The sequence below is a fragment of the Streptomyces spongiicola genome (genome assembly GCF_003122365.1).
GTDB classification, from domain to species: domain Bacteria; phylum Actinomycetota; class Actinomycetes; order Streptomycetales; family Streptomycetaceae; genus Streptomyces; species Streptomyces spongiicola.
Genome location: NZ_CP029254.1, coordinates 1,084,958 through 1,099,833, shown reverse-complemented (window position 1 = coordinate 1,099,833; position 14,876 = coordinate 1,084,958). Strand labels below are relative to the sequence as shown.

Sequence of the window (14,876 nt, the reverse complement as noted above, 5' to 3'; positions counted from 1 at the left end):
CCGTGATTCCCACCGGACCGGGTCCCCGGCTCCGGGCTGGGGCCGGGTCGGCCCGGACTCCGCCCGACCCCGACCCCGACCCCGACCCCGAACCCGGGGTCGGGCTGGGGCCGGGTCGGGGTCATCGGGGCCGGTTACGTGACGACGGTCGGGTCGGGTCAGGGTCATCGGGGCCGGCGCCGGGCCGGGTACGTGACGGCGTCGGCGACCGGCCCCCGTCGTCTCCCGTAGGCGTCCCGTACTCTGTACGCAGCAGAAGGGGAGTAGCCCTGTGCCGGAACGTCGACATACTGCCGGGCTCGCCCGGCCGGCGCCCGGAGGCGGCCGCGCAGCGGTCCGCCGGCGAGACCTTCGGCAAGCAGTGACCATGACCGTTTATGACCGTCCATGGCTGCTGCCGGTGCCGAGGCGACCCCTGGAACGCACTCGCTCAGGTCTCTCGGCGCGGCAGGGCCCGACCGATCGAGGAACCTCCATCCGTGTTCAGTATCACGACCATGGCGATCACCTTCGGCGTCGTCTTCCTCGCCGAGCTTCCCGACAAGACGGCCATGGCCGGACTGGTGCTCGGCACCCGCTACCGCGCCTCGTATGTCTTCGTCGGAGTCGCCGCGGCCTTCGCCGTGCATGTCGCGCTGGCGATCGCGGCGGGCAGCGTGCTGACCCTGCTGCCGCAGCGGCTGGTGCAGGCGGTCGTCGGCGTGCTCTTTCTCGCGGGCGCGGCGATGCTGCTGCTGAAGAAGCCCGATGACGACGACGAGAGCATCAAGGCCCCGTCCGACCAGTCCTTCTGGAAGGTCTCCGGCGCCGGCTTCATGCTGATCCTGGTCGCGGAGTTCGGCGATCTGACCCAGATCATGACCGCCAACCTGGCGGCCCGCTACGACAATCCGCTCTCCGTCGGCCTCGGCGCGGTCCTTGCGCTGTGGGCGGTGGCCGCACTGGGCATCGTGGGCGGCCGGACGCTCCTCAAGTACCTGCCGCTGAAGCTGATCACGAGGATCGCGGCCGGGCTGATGCTGGTGCTCGCCGGGCTGAGCCTGTACGAGGCGATCGCGGGCTGAGTCTGTGCGCGGAGCCTGTACGGGGCGATCGCGGGCCGAGTCTGTACGGGGAGCCTGTACGGGGCGATCGCGGGCCGAGTCGATCCCGGCGGTACGGCGAGGTATGCGGGCCCGGCGGGGACCTCGCGTTCCGTCCGTGCCTGCCGCCCGTGCCTTCCATCTGTGCCTTCCACCCGCCAGTCCGCCCGGGTGTCTCGTCCGCGCGCGTCCCGGGTGCGGGTTCGCCCGGGTGCCGGGCGTCCGTGCCCGTCCCCGCCGAGGGCGTTCCGGACTCGGATTGGCGCGGAAGCCGTTTGGTTTGTATCGTGAAGGAACAAAGTGGCCTCCGCCCGCAACCCCTGACCGGTGGGCGGAGGCCGCTCTGCACCCATGGCCACGGTCTGCCGTCGGCGGCCCTGCCCTCCGCACCGACTTCCCAGGACGGCCCGATGCCCAGCTCCGAGACGCCCGCAGCGACCGTCGACCCGGGATCCCGCCCCGAGACCATCGGCGTCTTCAGGGCGCTGCTGCTCGACATGGACGGCACGCTCGTCAACTCGGACGCCGTCGTGGAGCGCGTCTGGCGCTCCTGGGCGGTCGGCCACGGGCTCGACCCGGACGAGGCGCTCAAGGTCGTCCACGGGCGGCAGGGGTACGCGACCATGGCCGTGCTGCTCCCGGACCGGCCGATGGAGCAGAACCACGCCGAGAACCGGCAGTTGCTCGCGCAGGAGACGGCCGATCTGGACGGCGTCGTGCCGATCGCCGGGGCGCCCGCCTTCATGGAGGCCATCGCCGCCCTGCCGCACGCGCTGGTCACCTCCGCGAACGCGGCGCTCGCAACGGCCCGGATGAACGCGGCAGGGCTGCGTATACCCGACACTCGGATCACCGCCGAGTGCGTCGGCGCGAGCAAGCCGGACCCGGAGGGTTTCCGCAAGGGCGCGGCGGAACTCGGCTTCGCACCGGCGGACTGCGTGGTGCTCGAGGACTCCGAGGCCGGTATCGCGGCCGCGCGTGCCGCGGGGATGCGGGTTCTCGGCATCGGCCCCCGTGCCGCCGCCTTCGCCCCGGACGCCCACGCGCCCGACCTCACCGGCGTCGATGTCCGGGCCGATGCGACGGGCGCGCTGGCGTTCGCTCCCGTGCGCCAGGGCTGATTCGGCGGGCGGCCCTTGCGCGGGCGGCCCTTGCGCGGGCGGCCCTCAGCGGCCGGCCCTTGGCGCGGGCGGCCCTTGGCGCGGTCGGCCGGCCGGGCGCCCCTCGGTGTCCCGTGTAGCGGGTGCCCGGACCGCCGCCGGACCGAGCCGCGGGCGCCGGCGCGACGCCATCCGCGCGACGCCATCCGCGCGACGCCATCCGCGCGACTCGGGACGCGACCGGGCCGCACATGCCGCCCGCGTCATGCGGCGCCCGCGGCGTTCGCCGCCCCGGGTGCGGCCCCGGGTGCCGACCCGGTCGCCGCGGTAGGCGCCCGCCGCGGGACGCCGTGCTCGGCGGTGTCCGCCACCGTTTATCAGCGTCGGTCAGCGTCCGCCAGCGTTTGTCCCGGTCGCCTTCGCCCCGGTGTTCGCCGTCAGCGTCCGTCCCAGACGCCGTCGCCGTGGCCCTGGCCGTCCTCGGGATAGCGCGTCTCGGCCTCCAGGGCGCGGCGGGTCGCCGGGCCGTAGACGCCCTCGGGGTCGTCCTGGATGCCGTTGCGGTACTGGTAGGCCGCCACCGCGTTCTCGACGCGGCGGTTGTAGCGGCCGTCGTCCCGTCCGCGGTAGTAGCCGGCCTGCTCCAAGCGCTCCTGCAACTCGACGACCTCGGGGCCGACGTCCCCGCGCCGCAGGGTGACCCCCGGGTCGGGGGAGGAGGGGCCGGGCGGGGTCGCGCCCGTCGGGGTGGCCGTCGCCTGCGTGGGCGTCGGGCCTGTGACGAGCGGAGCCGGGGACGACAGGCCCGTGGCGGACGGGGCCGGGGCGGACGGGGCCGGTGCCGAGGCCGGGACCGACTCCGAGGGTGACGGCGGCGCGGAGGACGACGCGCTCCGCGTCCGGGACGGCGAGGCGGACGGCGGCGCTTCGGGCGCCTCGGGCGCGGCCGACACGAAGGGGGCCGTCGTCTCGCCGTCGGGCAGTGCCCGGTCGTCCCCGCCGCCGTCCGTCGTCAGCAGCCCGCTCGCGTAGGCCGTGGCCAGCAGCACCGCCACCACGGCGCCGGCGGCCACCGCCATGTGCCGCCCGTTCCGGCCGCGTGCCCGCCGGCGGCCTCCGGGCGCGGGCCCCGGCCCCGCCCCGGTCATGTCGTACGCGAGGCCGTGTCCGTGCCGGTGGTCGTCCGTAACCCCGTCCCGTGGCGTGCGCGACGCGCCGGACGGTGCCTCGGGAACACCCTGCTGCCCGGCTGCGGTGTTCGGCCCGGTTGCGGTGTTCGGCCCGGCGCCGCCGGCCCCCGGCGGCAGCACCCGCGTCAGCTCGGGCAGCGGCTCGGGCAGCGGCTCGGGCAGCAACTCGGGCAGCGGCTCGGCCGGGGTGGTGTCCGCCGTGCCCGCCGTGCCCGCCGTGCCCGCCGTGCCCGCAGTGCCCGCCGGATCCGGCAGGGCCACATACGGCCTCACTCTCAGCGGGTCGAATCCCTCCGCCGTCGCGCCCTGCCCGCAGCGGCAGTTCCCGACACCGCCGGATCCACCGCCGGATCCACCGCCGGTGCCGTCCTGCCTGCCGCATCCGGGGCAGACGTGTCCCGTCATCGTGGGTTCCCTCCCCTCGCGCTGCCAGCGATTATGCAGCCCCTGTCCAGCACCCGGACGGGATGCCTCCGCTCGGCGGGCCATAACCGTACGAAACGCCCACGATGGGAGGAGCAGACGTGTGCGCTGCGGACCGGAGGGCTACTGCATGGCGCGGGAAGCGGGCACGCCGGCCTCCGGCCCCGGAACGGCGCCCCGGCCCGGCGAGAGCCCCAACCGCCGGAGCGTCCTCGTGGCGATCGGCGCGCTGCTGCTGGGTCTGCTGCTCGCCGCGCTCGACCAGACGATCGTGGCCACCGCGCTGCCGACGATCGTGAGCGAGTTCGGCGGCCTCGAGCACCTGTCCTGGGTGGTCACCGCGTACATCCTCGCCTCCACCGCGGCGACTCCGCTCTGGGGCAAGCTCGGTGACCAGTACGGCCGCAAGAAGCTCTTCCAGACGGCGATCGTCATCTTCCTGATCGGCTCCGCGCTGTGCGGCATCGCGCAGAACATGCCGCAGCTCATCGCCTACCGCGCCGTCCAGGGACTCGGCGGCGGCGGCCTCATCGTGCTGTCGATGGCGATCGTCGGCGACATCGTCTCCCCGCGCGAACGAGGCCGCTACCAGGGGCTGTTCGGTGCCGTCTTCGGGGCGACCAGTGTGCTCGGGCCGCTGCTCGGCGGCCTGTTCACCCAGCACCTCAGCTGGCGCTGGGTGTTCTACGTCAATCTGCCCATCGGTGTGGTCGCGCTCTTCGTGATCGCCGCCGTGCTGCACATACCGGTGCGGCAGAGCCGGCACACCATCGACTACCTGGGCACGGGCCTCATCGCGGCCGTCGCCACCTGCCTGGTCCTCGCCGCCTCGCTCGGCGGCACCACCTGGGCCTGGGGCTCGCCGCAGATCATCGCCCTGCTGGTGCTCGGTGCCCTGCTCCTCGTCGCCTTCGTCCGCACCGAGCGCCGCGCGGCCGAGCCCGTACTGCCGCTGAAGCTCTTCCGGAACCGCACCTTCGCCGTCGTCTCCGCCATCAGCTTCATCGTGGGGTTCGCGATGTTCGGCGCACTGACCTATCTGCCGATGTTCCTCCAGGTCGTCCAGGGCGTCACCCCCACCGTCTCCGGCGTCCACATGCTCCCGATGGTGATCGGACTGCTGATCACCTCGACCGCGTCCGGCCAGGTCGCCAGCCGTACCGGCCGCTGGAAGGCCTTCCCCGTGGCCGGCACCGCAGTGACCGCCGTCGGGCTCCTGCTGCTCCACCAGTTGGAGCCGGAGACCCCGACCTGGGAGGTGGGTGCCTACTTCTTCGTCTTCGGCTCCGGACTCGGCCTGGTCATGCAGGTGCTGGTGCTCGCGGTGCAGAACGCGGTCGGATACGAGGACCTCGGCGTCGCCACGTCCGGCGCCACCTTCTTCCGCTCCATCGGCGCCTCGTTCGGCGTCGCGCTCTTCGGGACGCTCTTCACCGGACGGCTGCGCGAACTCCTCGGCGAAGCGCTCGCCGGCCGCACCCTGCCGCCCGGAGCGAGCCCCGAGCAGCTCGCCGACGACTCACGCGCGATCACCCTGCTGCCCCCCGGGCTGCGCCCGGTGGTCGTCGAGGCGTTCTCGACCTCCATCACCGACGTCTTCCTGTACGCGGCCCCGGTTGTCGCCGTCGGCTTCGTCCTCGCCTTCCTCCTGCGGGAGGACACGCTGCGCGGTTCCGTCACCGCGCCCGAGACCAGCCAGACCATCGCCCCCAACCCGGCCCAGCGCTCCTCGTACGACGAGTGCGCCCGAGCGCTGTCCCTCCTCGGCTCGCGCGAGGGCCGCAAGGAGGTCTACGTCAAGATCACCGCCAGGGCCGGGCTCGACCTCAGCCCGGCGGCCGGCTGGCTCCTGCTGCGCATCAAGCGCCACGGGCTGGTTGAACCGGCCAGGCTCGCCGAGGCGACCCATGTGCCGGTCAAGGCCGTCACCGACGCGTCACGTGAGGTGGAGGAGCGCGGGCTCGCCCGGCGGGAGGGCCTGTCGCTGATGCTCACCGATCCGGGCGTGGACGCGGCGGCGAAGCTGTCCGCGGCACGGGAGGAGTCGCTCGCGGAGCTGCTGGGCGACTGGTGGGGACCGGACCGGCCCACCGACCTCGTCCAACTGGTGAAGGAGCTGACCGCCGAGCTGTCCGGCTCCGACGGGGAGCGCCCCGACGGCGGTGAACCGCACCGGGACCACCAGGCCTGGCGCTTCCCCTCGCACTGAGGGCACCGGAACCCGGCCTGCCGCGCGGAGCGCCCCCGGGCCGGGCGGAGACCCCGGGACCGGGACCGGGACCGGGAGCGGGAGTGTGACCGCGGTCGCCGGGTGCGGGAGCGGCCCGGGCACACAGCCGCACTCCCTGCCCGTGGAACGCGTTCGGGCCACCGCCACCGCCCCCGGCCCCGGCCCCGACCCAGCCCCCGACCCCGGCCCAGCCCCCGGCCCAGCCCCCGACCCAGCCCGCGGCCGCCGGGTGCGGGCGCGGCTCAGGCCGCCGCGCCATCCGCCCCGTGCACCAGCTCCCTCCCGTACCAGACGTCCACGTACGGTCCCTCGCAGTACGCGGGGATCTCCCGGTAGCCGTGCCGTGTGTAGAGGGTGCGTGCCCCGACCAGGTCGAGCCGGGTGTTGAGCACCATCCGCCGCGCCCCGAGCCGCCGGGCGGCGTCCTCCAGCGCCGTGAGCAGGGCCGCCCCGCCGCCGGTACCGCGGAACGCGGGGCGCACGAACACCCGGGTCAGCTCGGCCCGTTCGGCGTCCAGCAGCAGCACCCCGCCGCAGGCCGCCGCCTCCCCGCCATGCCGTCCGACGGCGAACTCGCCGGTGGGGGCGGTGAGCAGCGCCGCATCGTCGTCCGCGAGACCCTCGTCGATCTCCGCGTCGGCGATGTGCCGCCGCCAGTAGCTCCCGGCCACATCGGCGTAGTAGTCGCGCCGAAGGGCGGTGGCGTCAGGGCTGTCGAAGCGCTCGGGGAGCACGGTCCATCGCGTCATGCCGACAGCTGTACCCGACCGGCCCGGCGCACCGCGAACGGTTTGCCGGCCCGCGTGCGGGAGGGGCGGTCCACCCCGTACGACCCGGCAGGCGCCGCGTGCGGCAGACCGTGCCGCCCGCGCCGCCCTTACCGCGGCCGGCCGGGATCCTCGACGACGCCATGATCGACGATATTCGGCTCCGCGTCCGTATGTGTACCCGTGCACGACAGACCCCCGGCGGCCGCCGCAGGACACGCCGAATCCCGCCCGGGAACGGCGGGTACGTGTCCCAGGTCGCCTCCGCGCCGTTGACCGTCTGCGCCGCGCGGCCAGCGGGCGCCCCACACCGGCGCCACGCCGACGGCACACCGGCACGGCACCCCACAGCACCAGTCCCGCCGACGAGAAGGAACCCGATCGATGCCCTCCATCTCCTCCAGCGCCTCCGCGAACCTCGACGATCTCGAAGCGGACATCCGCCGTCGCAACCCCGGTGAACCCGAGTTCCACCAGGCCGTACACGAAGTGCTGGAGACACTGGGGCCGGTGCTGGACAGGCGGCCCGAACTCCGCGAGGCCAAGGTGGTCGAGCGCCTGGCGGAGCCGGAGCGGCAGCTCATCTTCCGGGTGCCGTGGCAGGACGACCGCGGCGAGATCCACGTCAACCGCGGCTTCCGGGTGGAGTTCAGCAGCGCCCTCGGCCCCTACAAGGGCGGTCTGCGCTTCCACCCGTCCGTCAACCTGGGGATCGTGAAGTTCCTCGCCTTCGAGCAGATCTTCAAGAACGCCCTGACGCGCCTGGGGATCGGGGCCGGCAAGGGCGGCAGCGACTTCGACCCGCGCGGCCGCTCCGACGCCGAGGTGATGCGCTTCTGCCAGTCGTTCATGACGGAACTGCACCGGCACCTCGGTGAGCACACCGACGTGCCCGCCGGCGACATCGGTGTCGGCGGCCGGGAGATCGGCTTCCTCTTCGGCCAGTACCGGCGCATCACCAACCGCTGGGAGGCGGGCGTACTGACCGGCAAGGGCACCTCGTGGGGCGGTTCGCACGTACGCCCCGAAGCGACCGGCTACGGAAACGTGCTCTTCACCGCCGAGATGCTGAGGGTGCGCGGCGAGCAGCTCGCCGGTCAGCAGGTCAGCGTCTCCGGGTCGGGCAACGTGGCCCTCTACACCGTCGAGAAGGCGCAGGCACTGGGGGCGCATGTGCGCACCGTCTCCGACTCGGCCGGATACGTCGTCGACGACAAGGGCATCGACCTGCCGCTGCTCAAGGAGATCAAGGAGGCCGAGCGCGGTCGGGTGAGCGACTACGCGGTCCGCCGCGGCGCGTCCGCGCGGTACGTGCCCGGCGGAAGCGTCTGGGAGGTGCCCACCGATGTGGCCCTCCCGTCGGCGACCCAGAACGAACTCACCGCCGACGACGCCGCGGCCCTCGTACGCAACGGCGTCAAGGCCGTCTCCGAGGGCGCGAACATGCCCACCACCCCCGCGGCGGTGCGCATCCTCCGCGACGCCGGTGTCGCCTTCGGACCGGGGAAGGCCGCGAACGCGGGCGGTGTGGCCACCAGCGCGCTGGAGATGCGGCAGAACGCGGCCCGCGACCTGTGGCCCACGCATCGCGTCGAGGAGGAACTGGCCCGGGTCATGCGGAGCATCCACGACACGGCGTACGAGACGGCGGACCGCTACGGACGGCCCGGCGACTATGTGGCGGGGGCCAACATCGCCGGCTTCGAACGCGTGGCGGACGCCATGCTCGCCCAGGGCCTGATCTGACGCACGTCGTTCCTCGCCGTTCGCCGTTCGCCGTTGTCCATTGTCCATTGTCCATTGTCCATTGTCCATTGTCGTTCGTCGTTGTTCTCGTTGTTCTCGTCGTCCTCGTCGTCCTCGTCGTCCATCATCGGTGAGCCGCGCCTTCGGTACACACCCCGGCCGCCCCCTGGCACACTGCACCCGGCAGCGGAAGACACGGGTGACGGGGGGCGGTTGCGGTGGACGACACGGCGAGGGCGGAACGCGTGGACGCGGCCCCCGGGCCACCGCTTCGGCCGGGCCCGTACCCCGGACACGCGGAAGCCGTCCAGGCCGTCGGCGAGCGGTGGTTGCGGGAGTTCGCCGGGGAGGGCGACTTCGTCTGCTCGCCCGCCGGGCTGTGGCTCGCGCTCGGTGCCGTGGCGGCGGGCGCACGCGGCGGCACCGCCGGGGAACTCCGGGCCCTGCTCGGCGCGGCCGGCGACGACGCGGCCGCGGCCGTCACCTCGGCGGCGCTGGAACTCGCCGGCACGGACGCGCTGGCCGTCGCGACCCGCGTGTGGAGCAGTGTCCCGGTCCACCGGGCCTACCGCGAGGCACTGCCCGGTATCGGGTTCGGCCGGCTCGGCGACGGACAGGACGACATCGACGCCTGGGTGAGGGAGGCGACCGGCGGGCTGATCGGGGGGCTACCTGTCCCCGTCCCCCCGGACACCCTCCTCGCCCTGGTCAACGTCCTCGCTCTGAAAGCCCGTTGGGAGACGCCGTTCCCCGGCCATCTGACCGTCCCCGCGCCGTTCACGGACGCCTCGGGGACCGTGCACCGGGTGCCGACGATGCACCGGCGGCTGCCCCCCGGCGACGCGTGGACCGCGGGCCCGGCGCGGATCGCCCGGCTGCGCTGCGAGGGTGGTTCGGGCGCGGTGGTCCGGCTCGTCCTCGGGGCGCCGGGCGCCGGTCCCGCGGAGGTGCTGCCCGCCGCCTGGGCGCCCCGCGAGGAGTGCGCACCCGTCGACGCGGAGGCCGTCGACCTCGCCGTGCCCCGCCTCGCCCTGCGGACGACGACGGACGTGACGCCCCGACTGCCCGCTCTCGGCGTACGTCGGGCCACCACCGCGCTCGCCGACTTCTCCGGACTGTCACCGGAGCCGCTGGCGATCTCGATGGTCGTCCAGCAGGCCGTACTCAGGATCGCGGAACTCGGCGTGGAGGCGGCGGCCGCGACGGCGGTCCTCACCCGCGCGGGCGCCGCGCCCCGCCCCGTCCGGGCCCTCCGGCTCGCCTACGACCGCCCCTTCGGCATCGTCGTACTCGACGCCTCCGGGCGGCTCCCGCTCTTCGCCGCCTGGCAGTCGACCGCCCCGGCGGGCGCCCCGGCGCCGGGGGAGTGACGACCGCACCGGCCGACCCTCCCTGCCGCCGTGGAAGCGCCGTGGAAGCCTGGAGGCGTCGGCCCTCCCGGCCGTCGGTGCCGTTGCCGCCGTCGCGCCCGGCGCCGCTTCCCGCCGCCCGTTCCCGCCGCCCGTTCCCGCCGCCCGTTCCCGGTGGCCGGTGCGGTCGACCGCGCGGCGTCAGCCCTGCTTCGGCGATGCCTGCTGGACCACCTCGAAGGACCACAGGGTCGAACCCGTCGCCGCGGGCTTCGGGCGTTCACCTTCGCCGCTCCCGCCGCTCCCGCCGCTCCCGCCGCTCCCGCCGCTCCCGCCGCCCTCGCCCCGGTGGGCGGCCTGCATCGGGCCGGACATCCAGTTCTGGAAGTCCTCCTCGCTGCGCCAGCGGGTGTAGACGAGGTAGTCGTCGGTGCCCTCCAGCGGGCGGAGCAGCTCGAACCACTCGAAGCCGTCCGAGGACTCCACGGCCCCCGCTCGCGCGGCGAACCGCTGCTCCAGGGACTCCCGCTGCGCGGCGGGGACGGTCAGCACATTGATCTTCACGACGCTCATGAGGTGCAGGATAGGCGCGGCGCGAGTCGCCCGCGGCCCCGACCCGGCGGGGCGGCGGGCGCGCGTCCTGCCGGGCACCCGCCCCGGAGGCACGTACGGGTCGTGCCCCCACCCGCGGCGGCGCCGACCCGTTCAGCCCGTGACGCGGGCCAGCAGCAGGCCGTCGTACCCCCGCGCGCCCACCGTCTGGAAGGCGGTCGCCGTGAGCCGCGGATGGTCCGAGACCACCTCGAACATCCGGCGGGTGCCCACGACGGCGGGGTCCTCGCTGGTCGCGTCGAGGACCGAGCCGTCTCGTACGACGTTGTCCACGACGATGACGCTGCCCGGGCGGGACAGCTTCACCGACCACTCCACATAGTGCGGGTTGTTGGCCTTGTCGGCATCGATGAAGGTGAAGTCGAACGGGGCCGTGCCCTCGGACTCCAGCGCGGCCAGGCTGTCGAGCGCGGGGCCGACCCGCACCTCCACGTTCTTGTCGAGCCCCGCGCGGGTGAGGTTGGCGCGGGCCACGTCCGCGTGCTCGGCGTCGTACTCGAGGGAGACGAGCCGCCCGTCGGCGGGCAGGGCCCGGCCGAGCCAGATGGTGCTGTAGCCCCCGAGCGTGCCGATCTCGAGGATCCTCGTCGCGCCCTGGGTGAGGGCCAGCAGGTGCAGCAGCTTCCCCTGATTGGGTGCGACGGCGATCTGCGGCATCCCGGCGGCGTCGCTCGCGGCGACCGCGGCCGTCAGCGCGTCGTCCTCAGGAACCAGCAGGTCGGTGAAGTAGGCGTCCACGGCGTTCCATTGCTGTTCAGACATAGGGGAAACGTATCCCACGTCCGGGCCCCCGGGCCGGACCGCGGACCCCCGGCCCCCGGCGCCCGACCGCCCCGCGCCGTACGGTCCTCCGACACACGGAACCGGGCCTCCCGGCCGGGGCCTCGGTCGGGCGCGGGACGGCACCGATGCGGCGCCTTCCCGGGCGGATCGCCGCGTCCGGCCGGCATTTCCCCCGCCGCGGCCACCGTGCCATTCGGCCGCGGCCACCGTGCCATTCGGCCGCGGCCGTCAGCGGGCGGCCGCGTGTCCGCGGCCGCGTGCCCCTGGGTGCCTGTCCGCGACCGCCTGTCCGCGACCGTCTGTCCGTGAGTGCCTGTCCGCGGCGCGGCACGGGCCCCTTCCCGGACCTCAGCGGGCCTGTCCGGGTGCCGGCGCTCCGAGGGGCGCCGGCGGCGCGATGCCCGGCCCGGCGCCGGGCCCCGCGCCCGGGGCGCGGCACTCGAACCAGACGGTCTTGCCGGGCCCGCCCGTACGCGACACGCCCCACTTGTGCACCACCGCGTCCAGCAGCGCCAGTCCCCGCCCCGACTCCTCGCCGGGTGCGGCCCGGCGCGGCACGGGCAGCGCGGGGCACTCGTCCCTGACCTCCACCCGGAGGCCGGACGGGCCGCGCTCGATGAGCAGCCCGCAGCGGCGGCCGGGGACGTGGTCGTGGACGTTGCCGAGCAGTTCGGTCAGGGCGAGTGACGCGTCGTCGGCCAGTTCCGGCAGGCCCCACAGGGCGAGGTAGTGGCGGAGGATGCGGCGCACATGGCGGGCCGAGTGGTCCCCGACGGTGAAGCGCATGCCGTACTGGGAGGCGGGCCCCGGGGCGGGGGCGATGTCGTCGATCACACTGCGAGGGTGGCGCCGGACGGCTACGCTCTGCCATGGCCTGAATACAACCCGTCCGGCTGTGGGCGGAGTTGCGTACGAGGGAGCACGCCGTGACGCATGTCAACGTCCTCGACCCGGGCGCCTCGCCGCTCGACTACTACGGCTACGAACTCCGCCGCTACCGCGAGGCGGCGGGGCTCACCCAGAAGCAACTGGGCGCCGTCATCAACTACACCGGCTCGCTGGTGGGGCAGATCGAGACGGCGCGGAAGCTGCCGACGCAGGAGTTCAGCGAGCGCACGGACGCGGCCCTGGGCACGGACGGGCTGCTGACCCGGCTGCTGGGGCTGGTGCTGCGCAGCCAGTTGCCCGCGTGGTTCCAACAGGTGGCGGAGTTGGAGGCGCGGGCGACGGAGATCTGCACCTTCCAGACCCATATGGTGCACGGGCTGCTCCAGTCGCCGTCGTACGCGCGGGCGGTGCTCGGGGCCGTGGACCGGGGGAATCTGGACGACCGTACGGCCGTCCGGCTGGCGCGGCAGCGCATCCTCGGCAAGGAGGAGCCGCCGGTGCTCTGGGCGATCCTGGGGGAGGCGGCCCTGCGCCAGTCGATCGGCGGGCCCGCGGTGATGCGGGAGCAACTGGCGCGGCTGCTGTCCTTCGCCGACGACCTCCGGGTGAACGTCCAGATCCTGCCGTTCCGGGCCGGGGCCCACGCGGGACTGACAGGCTCGTTCACCGTCTACCGCTTTGGGAGCGACCCGGCCATCCTCTACCCCGAGGGATATGGGAAGGGCCATCCGACGGCCAACCCGGCCACGGTCGGGGACTGTTCACTCCGTTACGATCACCTCCAGGCCACCGCCCTGTCCCTCACGGACTCGACGGAACTCATCCGGCGCACGATGGAGGAACGCTATGGGGAGCAGCAGCTCTGATCCGACCGGTGCCCGCTGGCGCACGTCCAGCTACAGCAGCGACCAGGGCGGCGAGTGTGTCGAGTGCTTGCCGCTCGGCGGCGCCGTGTGGCGTACGTCCAGCTACAGCGGCGACCAGGGCGGCGATTGCGTCGCGTGCGCCCCGCTCGGCGGCGCCGTATGGCGCACGTCCCGTCACAGCAGTGACCAGGGCGGCGACTGCGTCGAGGTCGCCGAGACCCCGCAACTCGTAGCCGTGCGCGACTCCAAGGTCCCGGCGGGGGACGTGCTGCACTTCCCGGCCGGCGTGTTCGCCGCCTTCGTGCGGACGCTCTGAGGGCGCAGCCCCCGGCACCCACCAGGCCGGGGTCGGCATCGCGCCCGGAACCGGTGCGGTCGGTGCCGCCCCGGGACCGCCGCGCGCCCCGTGCCGGCGGTGCCGCGGGGCCGCCCGCGCGCTCCCGGAGGCGGCTCGGACGCGTCCGCCGGCACTTCCGGACGCTAGGGCGTCGGTGACGCCGTCGGGGACGGCGGCGGGCTGGTCTTCTCGGGCTGGGGCGCGGTCGGCAGGTCGAACACGTTGCGCGGGGTCACCACCTCGGTGACGGCGCGCCCGAGCAGTGTGCTCAGCGACCGGCCGCGGTGGTCGGTGTCGGAGTTGACCAGGATCACCAGCGTGGCGCGCTGGGAGGGAAGTCGCACGGCGAGCGTCTCATAGCCGGGAAGTTCCCCGTTGTGGCCGATCCAGTTGCCGACCCGCATGATGCCGAGGCCGTACCCGACCTCGGGAACGCCCGTCGGGCCGAACTTCAGGCGCTCCTTCTGGGTGGCGGGGGAGAGGAGCCGGCCGTCGGCCAGGGCGGGTACCCAGGTGTTCAGGTCGCCGAGGTCGGAGATCATGGCGCCGGCCGCCCAGGCCCAGGACGGGTTCCAGTCGGCGGCGTCGAGCGTGCCGCCGGACGGAGTGGCCTTGGTGGTGCCGGACTTCGTGTAGTCGGTGTAGTCGGTGTAGCCGTGGGCGTACGGCTCGGGCATCGTGTCGTCCGTCGGGAACGAGGTCTGCCCGAGCCGCAGCGGGGAGTAGACGCGCTGCCGGAGGTAGTCCTCGAGCCGCTGCCCGGTGACCTTCTCGATCACCAGCCCCAGCAGGATGGTGTTGGTGTTGCTGTACTCCCACCGGCTGCCCGGTGGGAAGTTCGGCGGGTGCGCGAACGCGTAGTCGAGGAGCTGCCGAGGGGCGAACGTCTGCTGGGGGTCGGCCAGGAGGGACTTCCGCCACTCCTCGTCCTCGGAGTAGTCGAACAGACCGCTGCGCATGTCGGCCAGTTGGCGCAGGGTGATGCGGTCGCCCGCCGGGACGCCCTCGACGTACCTCCCGACCGGGTCGTCGAGCCCGACCCGGCCCTGGTCGACCAGTTGCAGCAGGCCGGTGACCGTGAAGGTCTTGGTGACGCTGCCGATCCGCATGTGCAGATCGGTCCTCATGGGCGCGCCGGTCGACTTGTCGGCAACGCCGAACGCCTTCTCGTACGTACCGCGGCCGGGAATCCGGATGCCGACGATCGCGCCGGGGATCCCGGCCTCCCGCATGGTGTCCTCGACGGCCCTGTCGAGGGCTTCCACCAGGGCGGGATCGAATTCCTGGCGCGCGGTGTGCGCCTGCGCGCCGGTCAGGCCCGTGGCGACCAGCAGCAGCGCGGCGAGGATCGCCGGCACGACTCTGAGACGGATCATCCGCGGCCACCTCTGGTTTCCGGTCGTCCGGTTTCCGGTCGAACGAGGTGAAACGGTCCTCCGGTCGCATGGCCGGCCGGACGGTCGGCCGAGTGGTCGTTACAGGGATCTTCGATCATAGGATCGT

General features: G+C 73.9%; 13 protein-coding genes. 7 read left to right on the top strand and 6 right to left on the bottom strand.

Annotated features, from left to right (window positions below):
• Positions 1–479: 479 nt before the first annotated feature.
• Both DDQ41_RS04680 and DDQ41_RS04675 read left to right on the top strand, forming a co-directional pair.
• Positions 480–1,064 carry a TMEM165/GDT1 family protein gene (locus DDQ41_RS04680; protein ID WP_109293337.1) on the top strand — a complete coding sequence of 195 codons (585 nt, stop codon included), beginning with the start codon at positions 480–482 and terminating at the stop codon, positions 1,062–1,064.
• 428 nt (positions 1,065–1,492) lie between these two features.
• Positions 1,493–2,203, top strand: coding sequence for an HAD-IA family hydrolase (locus DDQ41_RS04675; RefSeq protein WP_109293336.1), 711 nt, complete (start codon positions 1,493–1,495; stop codon positions 2,201–2,203).
• Between the two features lie 416 nt (positions 2,204–2,619).
• Here the strand turns inward: DDQ41_RS04675 and DDQ41_RS04670 are convergent, their stop codons facing one another.
• Positions 2,620–3,777 (bottom strand): peptidoglycan-binding domain-containing protein, encoded by a 1,158-nt coding sequence (locus tag DDQ41_RS04670; protein WP_109293335.1) that lies wholly within the window; start codon positions 3,775–3,777, stop codon positions 2,620–2,622.
• Positions 3,778–3,925: 148 nt separating this feature from the next.
• Between DDQ41_RS04670 and DDQ41_RS04665 the strand changes: the two genes are divergently transcribed.
• The gene (locus DDQ41_RS04665; protein ID WP_262508640.1) at positions 3,926–6,004 is read left to right on the top strand and encodes an MDR family MFS transporter; all 2,079 of its coding nucleotides are present in this window, start codon (positions 3,926–3,928) and stop codon (positions 6,002–6,004) included.
• Between the two features lie 263 nt (positions 6,005–6,267).
• Here DDQ41_RS04665 and DDQ41_RS04655 read toward each other — a convergent pair whose 3' ends face one another.
• Positions 6,268–6,774 (bottom strand): GNAT family N-acetyltransferase, encoded by a 507-nt coding sequence (locus tag DDQ41_RS04655; RefSeq protein ID WP_174720257.1) that lies wholly within the window; start codon positions 6,772–6,774, stop codon positions 6,268–6,270.
• Between the two features lie 402 nt (positions 6,775–7,176).
• On the opposite strand from DDQ41_RS04655, the gene gdhA reads away from it, so the two are divergent.
• Entirely contained in the window at positions 7,177–8,538 is a 1,362-nt protein-coding gene (gdhA, locus tag DDQ41_RS04650; RefSeq protein ID WP_109293333.1) for an NADP-specific glutamate dehydrogenase, read from the top strand.
• 218 nt (positions 8,539–8,756) lie between these two features.
• Complete coding sequence (locus tag DDQ41_RS04645) at positions 8,757–9,908, top strand: serpin family protein (protein WP_262508354.1); 1,152 nt, start codon at positions 8,757–8,759, stop codon at positions 9,906–9,908.
• Between the two features lie 180 nt (positions 9,909–10,088).
• Here the strand turns inward: DDQ41_RS04645 and DDQ41_RS04640 are convergent, their stop codons facing one another.
• From DDQ41_RS04640 to DDQ41_RS04630, 3 genes are all read right to left on the bottom strand, one after another.
• Positions 10,089–10,460 carry an antibiotic biosynthesis monooxygenase family protein gene (locus DDQ41_RS04640; protein ID WP_167450235.1) on the bottom strand — a complete coding sequence of 124 codons (372 nt, stop codon included), beginning with the start codon at positions 10,458–10,460 and terminating at the stop codon, positions 10,089–10,091.
• Positions 10,461–10,592: 132 nt separating this feature from the next.
• Entirely contained in the window at positions 10,593–11,261 is a 669-nt protein-coding gene (locus DDQ41_RS04635) for an O-methyltransferase (protein ID WP_109293331.1), read from the bottom strand.
• Positions 11,262–11,630: 369 nt separating this feature from the next.
• Positions 11,631–12,116, bottom strand: coding sequence for an ATP-binding protein (locus DDQ41_RS04630; RefSeq protein ID WP_109293330.1), 486 nt, complete (start codon positions 12,114–12,116; stop codon positions 11,631–11,633).
• 92 nt (positions 12,117–12,208) lie between these two features.
• Between DDQ41_RS04630 and DDQ41_RS04625 the strand changes: the two genes are divergently transcribed.
• The gene (locus tag DDQ41_RS04625; RefSeq protein ID WP_109293329.1) at positions 12,209–13,036 is read left to right on the top strand and encodes a helix-turn-helix domain-containing protein; all 828 of its coding nucleotides are present in this window, start codon (positions 12,209–12,211) and stop codon (positions 13,034–13,036) included.
• Positions 13,017–13,352, top strand: a complete 336-nt coding sequence (locus DDQ41_RS04620; protein ID WP_109293328.1) for a DUF397 domain-containing protein — start codon at positions 13,017–13,019, stop codon at positions 13,350–13,352. The genes DDQ41_RS04625 and DDQ41_RS04620 overlap by 20 nt, the downstream gene beginning before the upstream one ends.
• 164 nt (positions 13,353–13,516) lie before the next feature.
• Here the strand turns inward: DDQ41_RS04620 and DDQ41_RS04615 are convergent, their stop codons facing one another.
• Complete coding sequence (locus DDQ41_RS04615) at positions 13,517–14,749, bottom strand: serine hydrolase domain-containing protein (RefSeq protein WP_109293327.1); 1,233 nt, start codon at positions 14,747–14,749, stop codon at positions 13,517–13,519.
• Between the last annotated feature and the right edge of the window lie 127 nt (positions 14,750–14,876).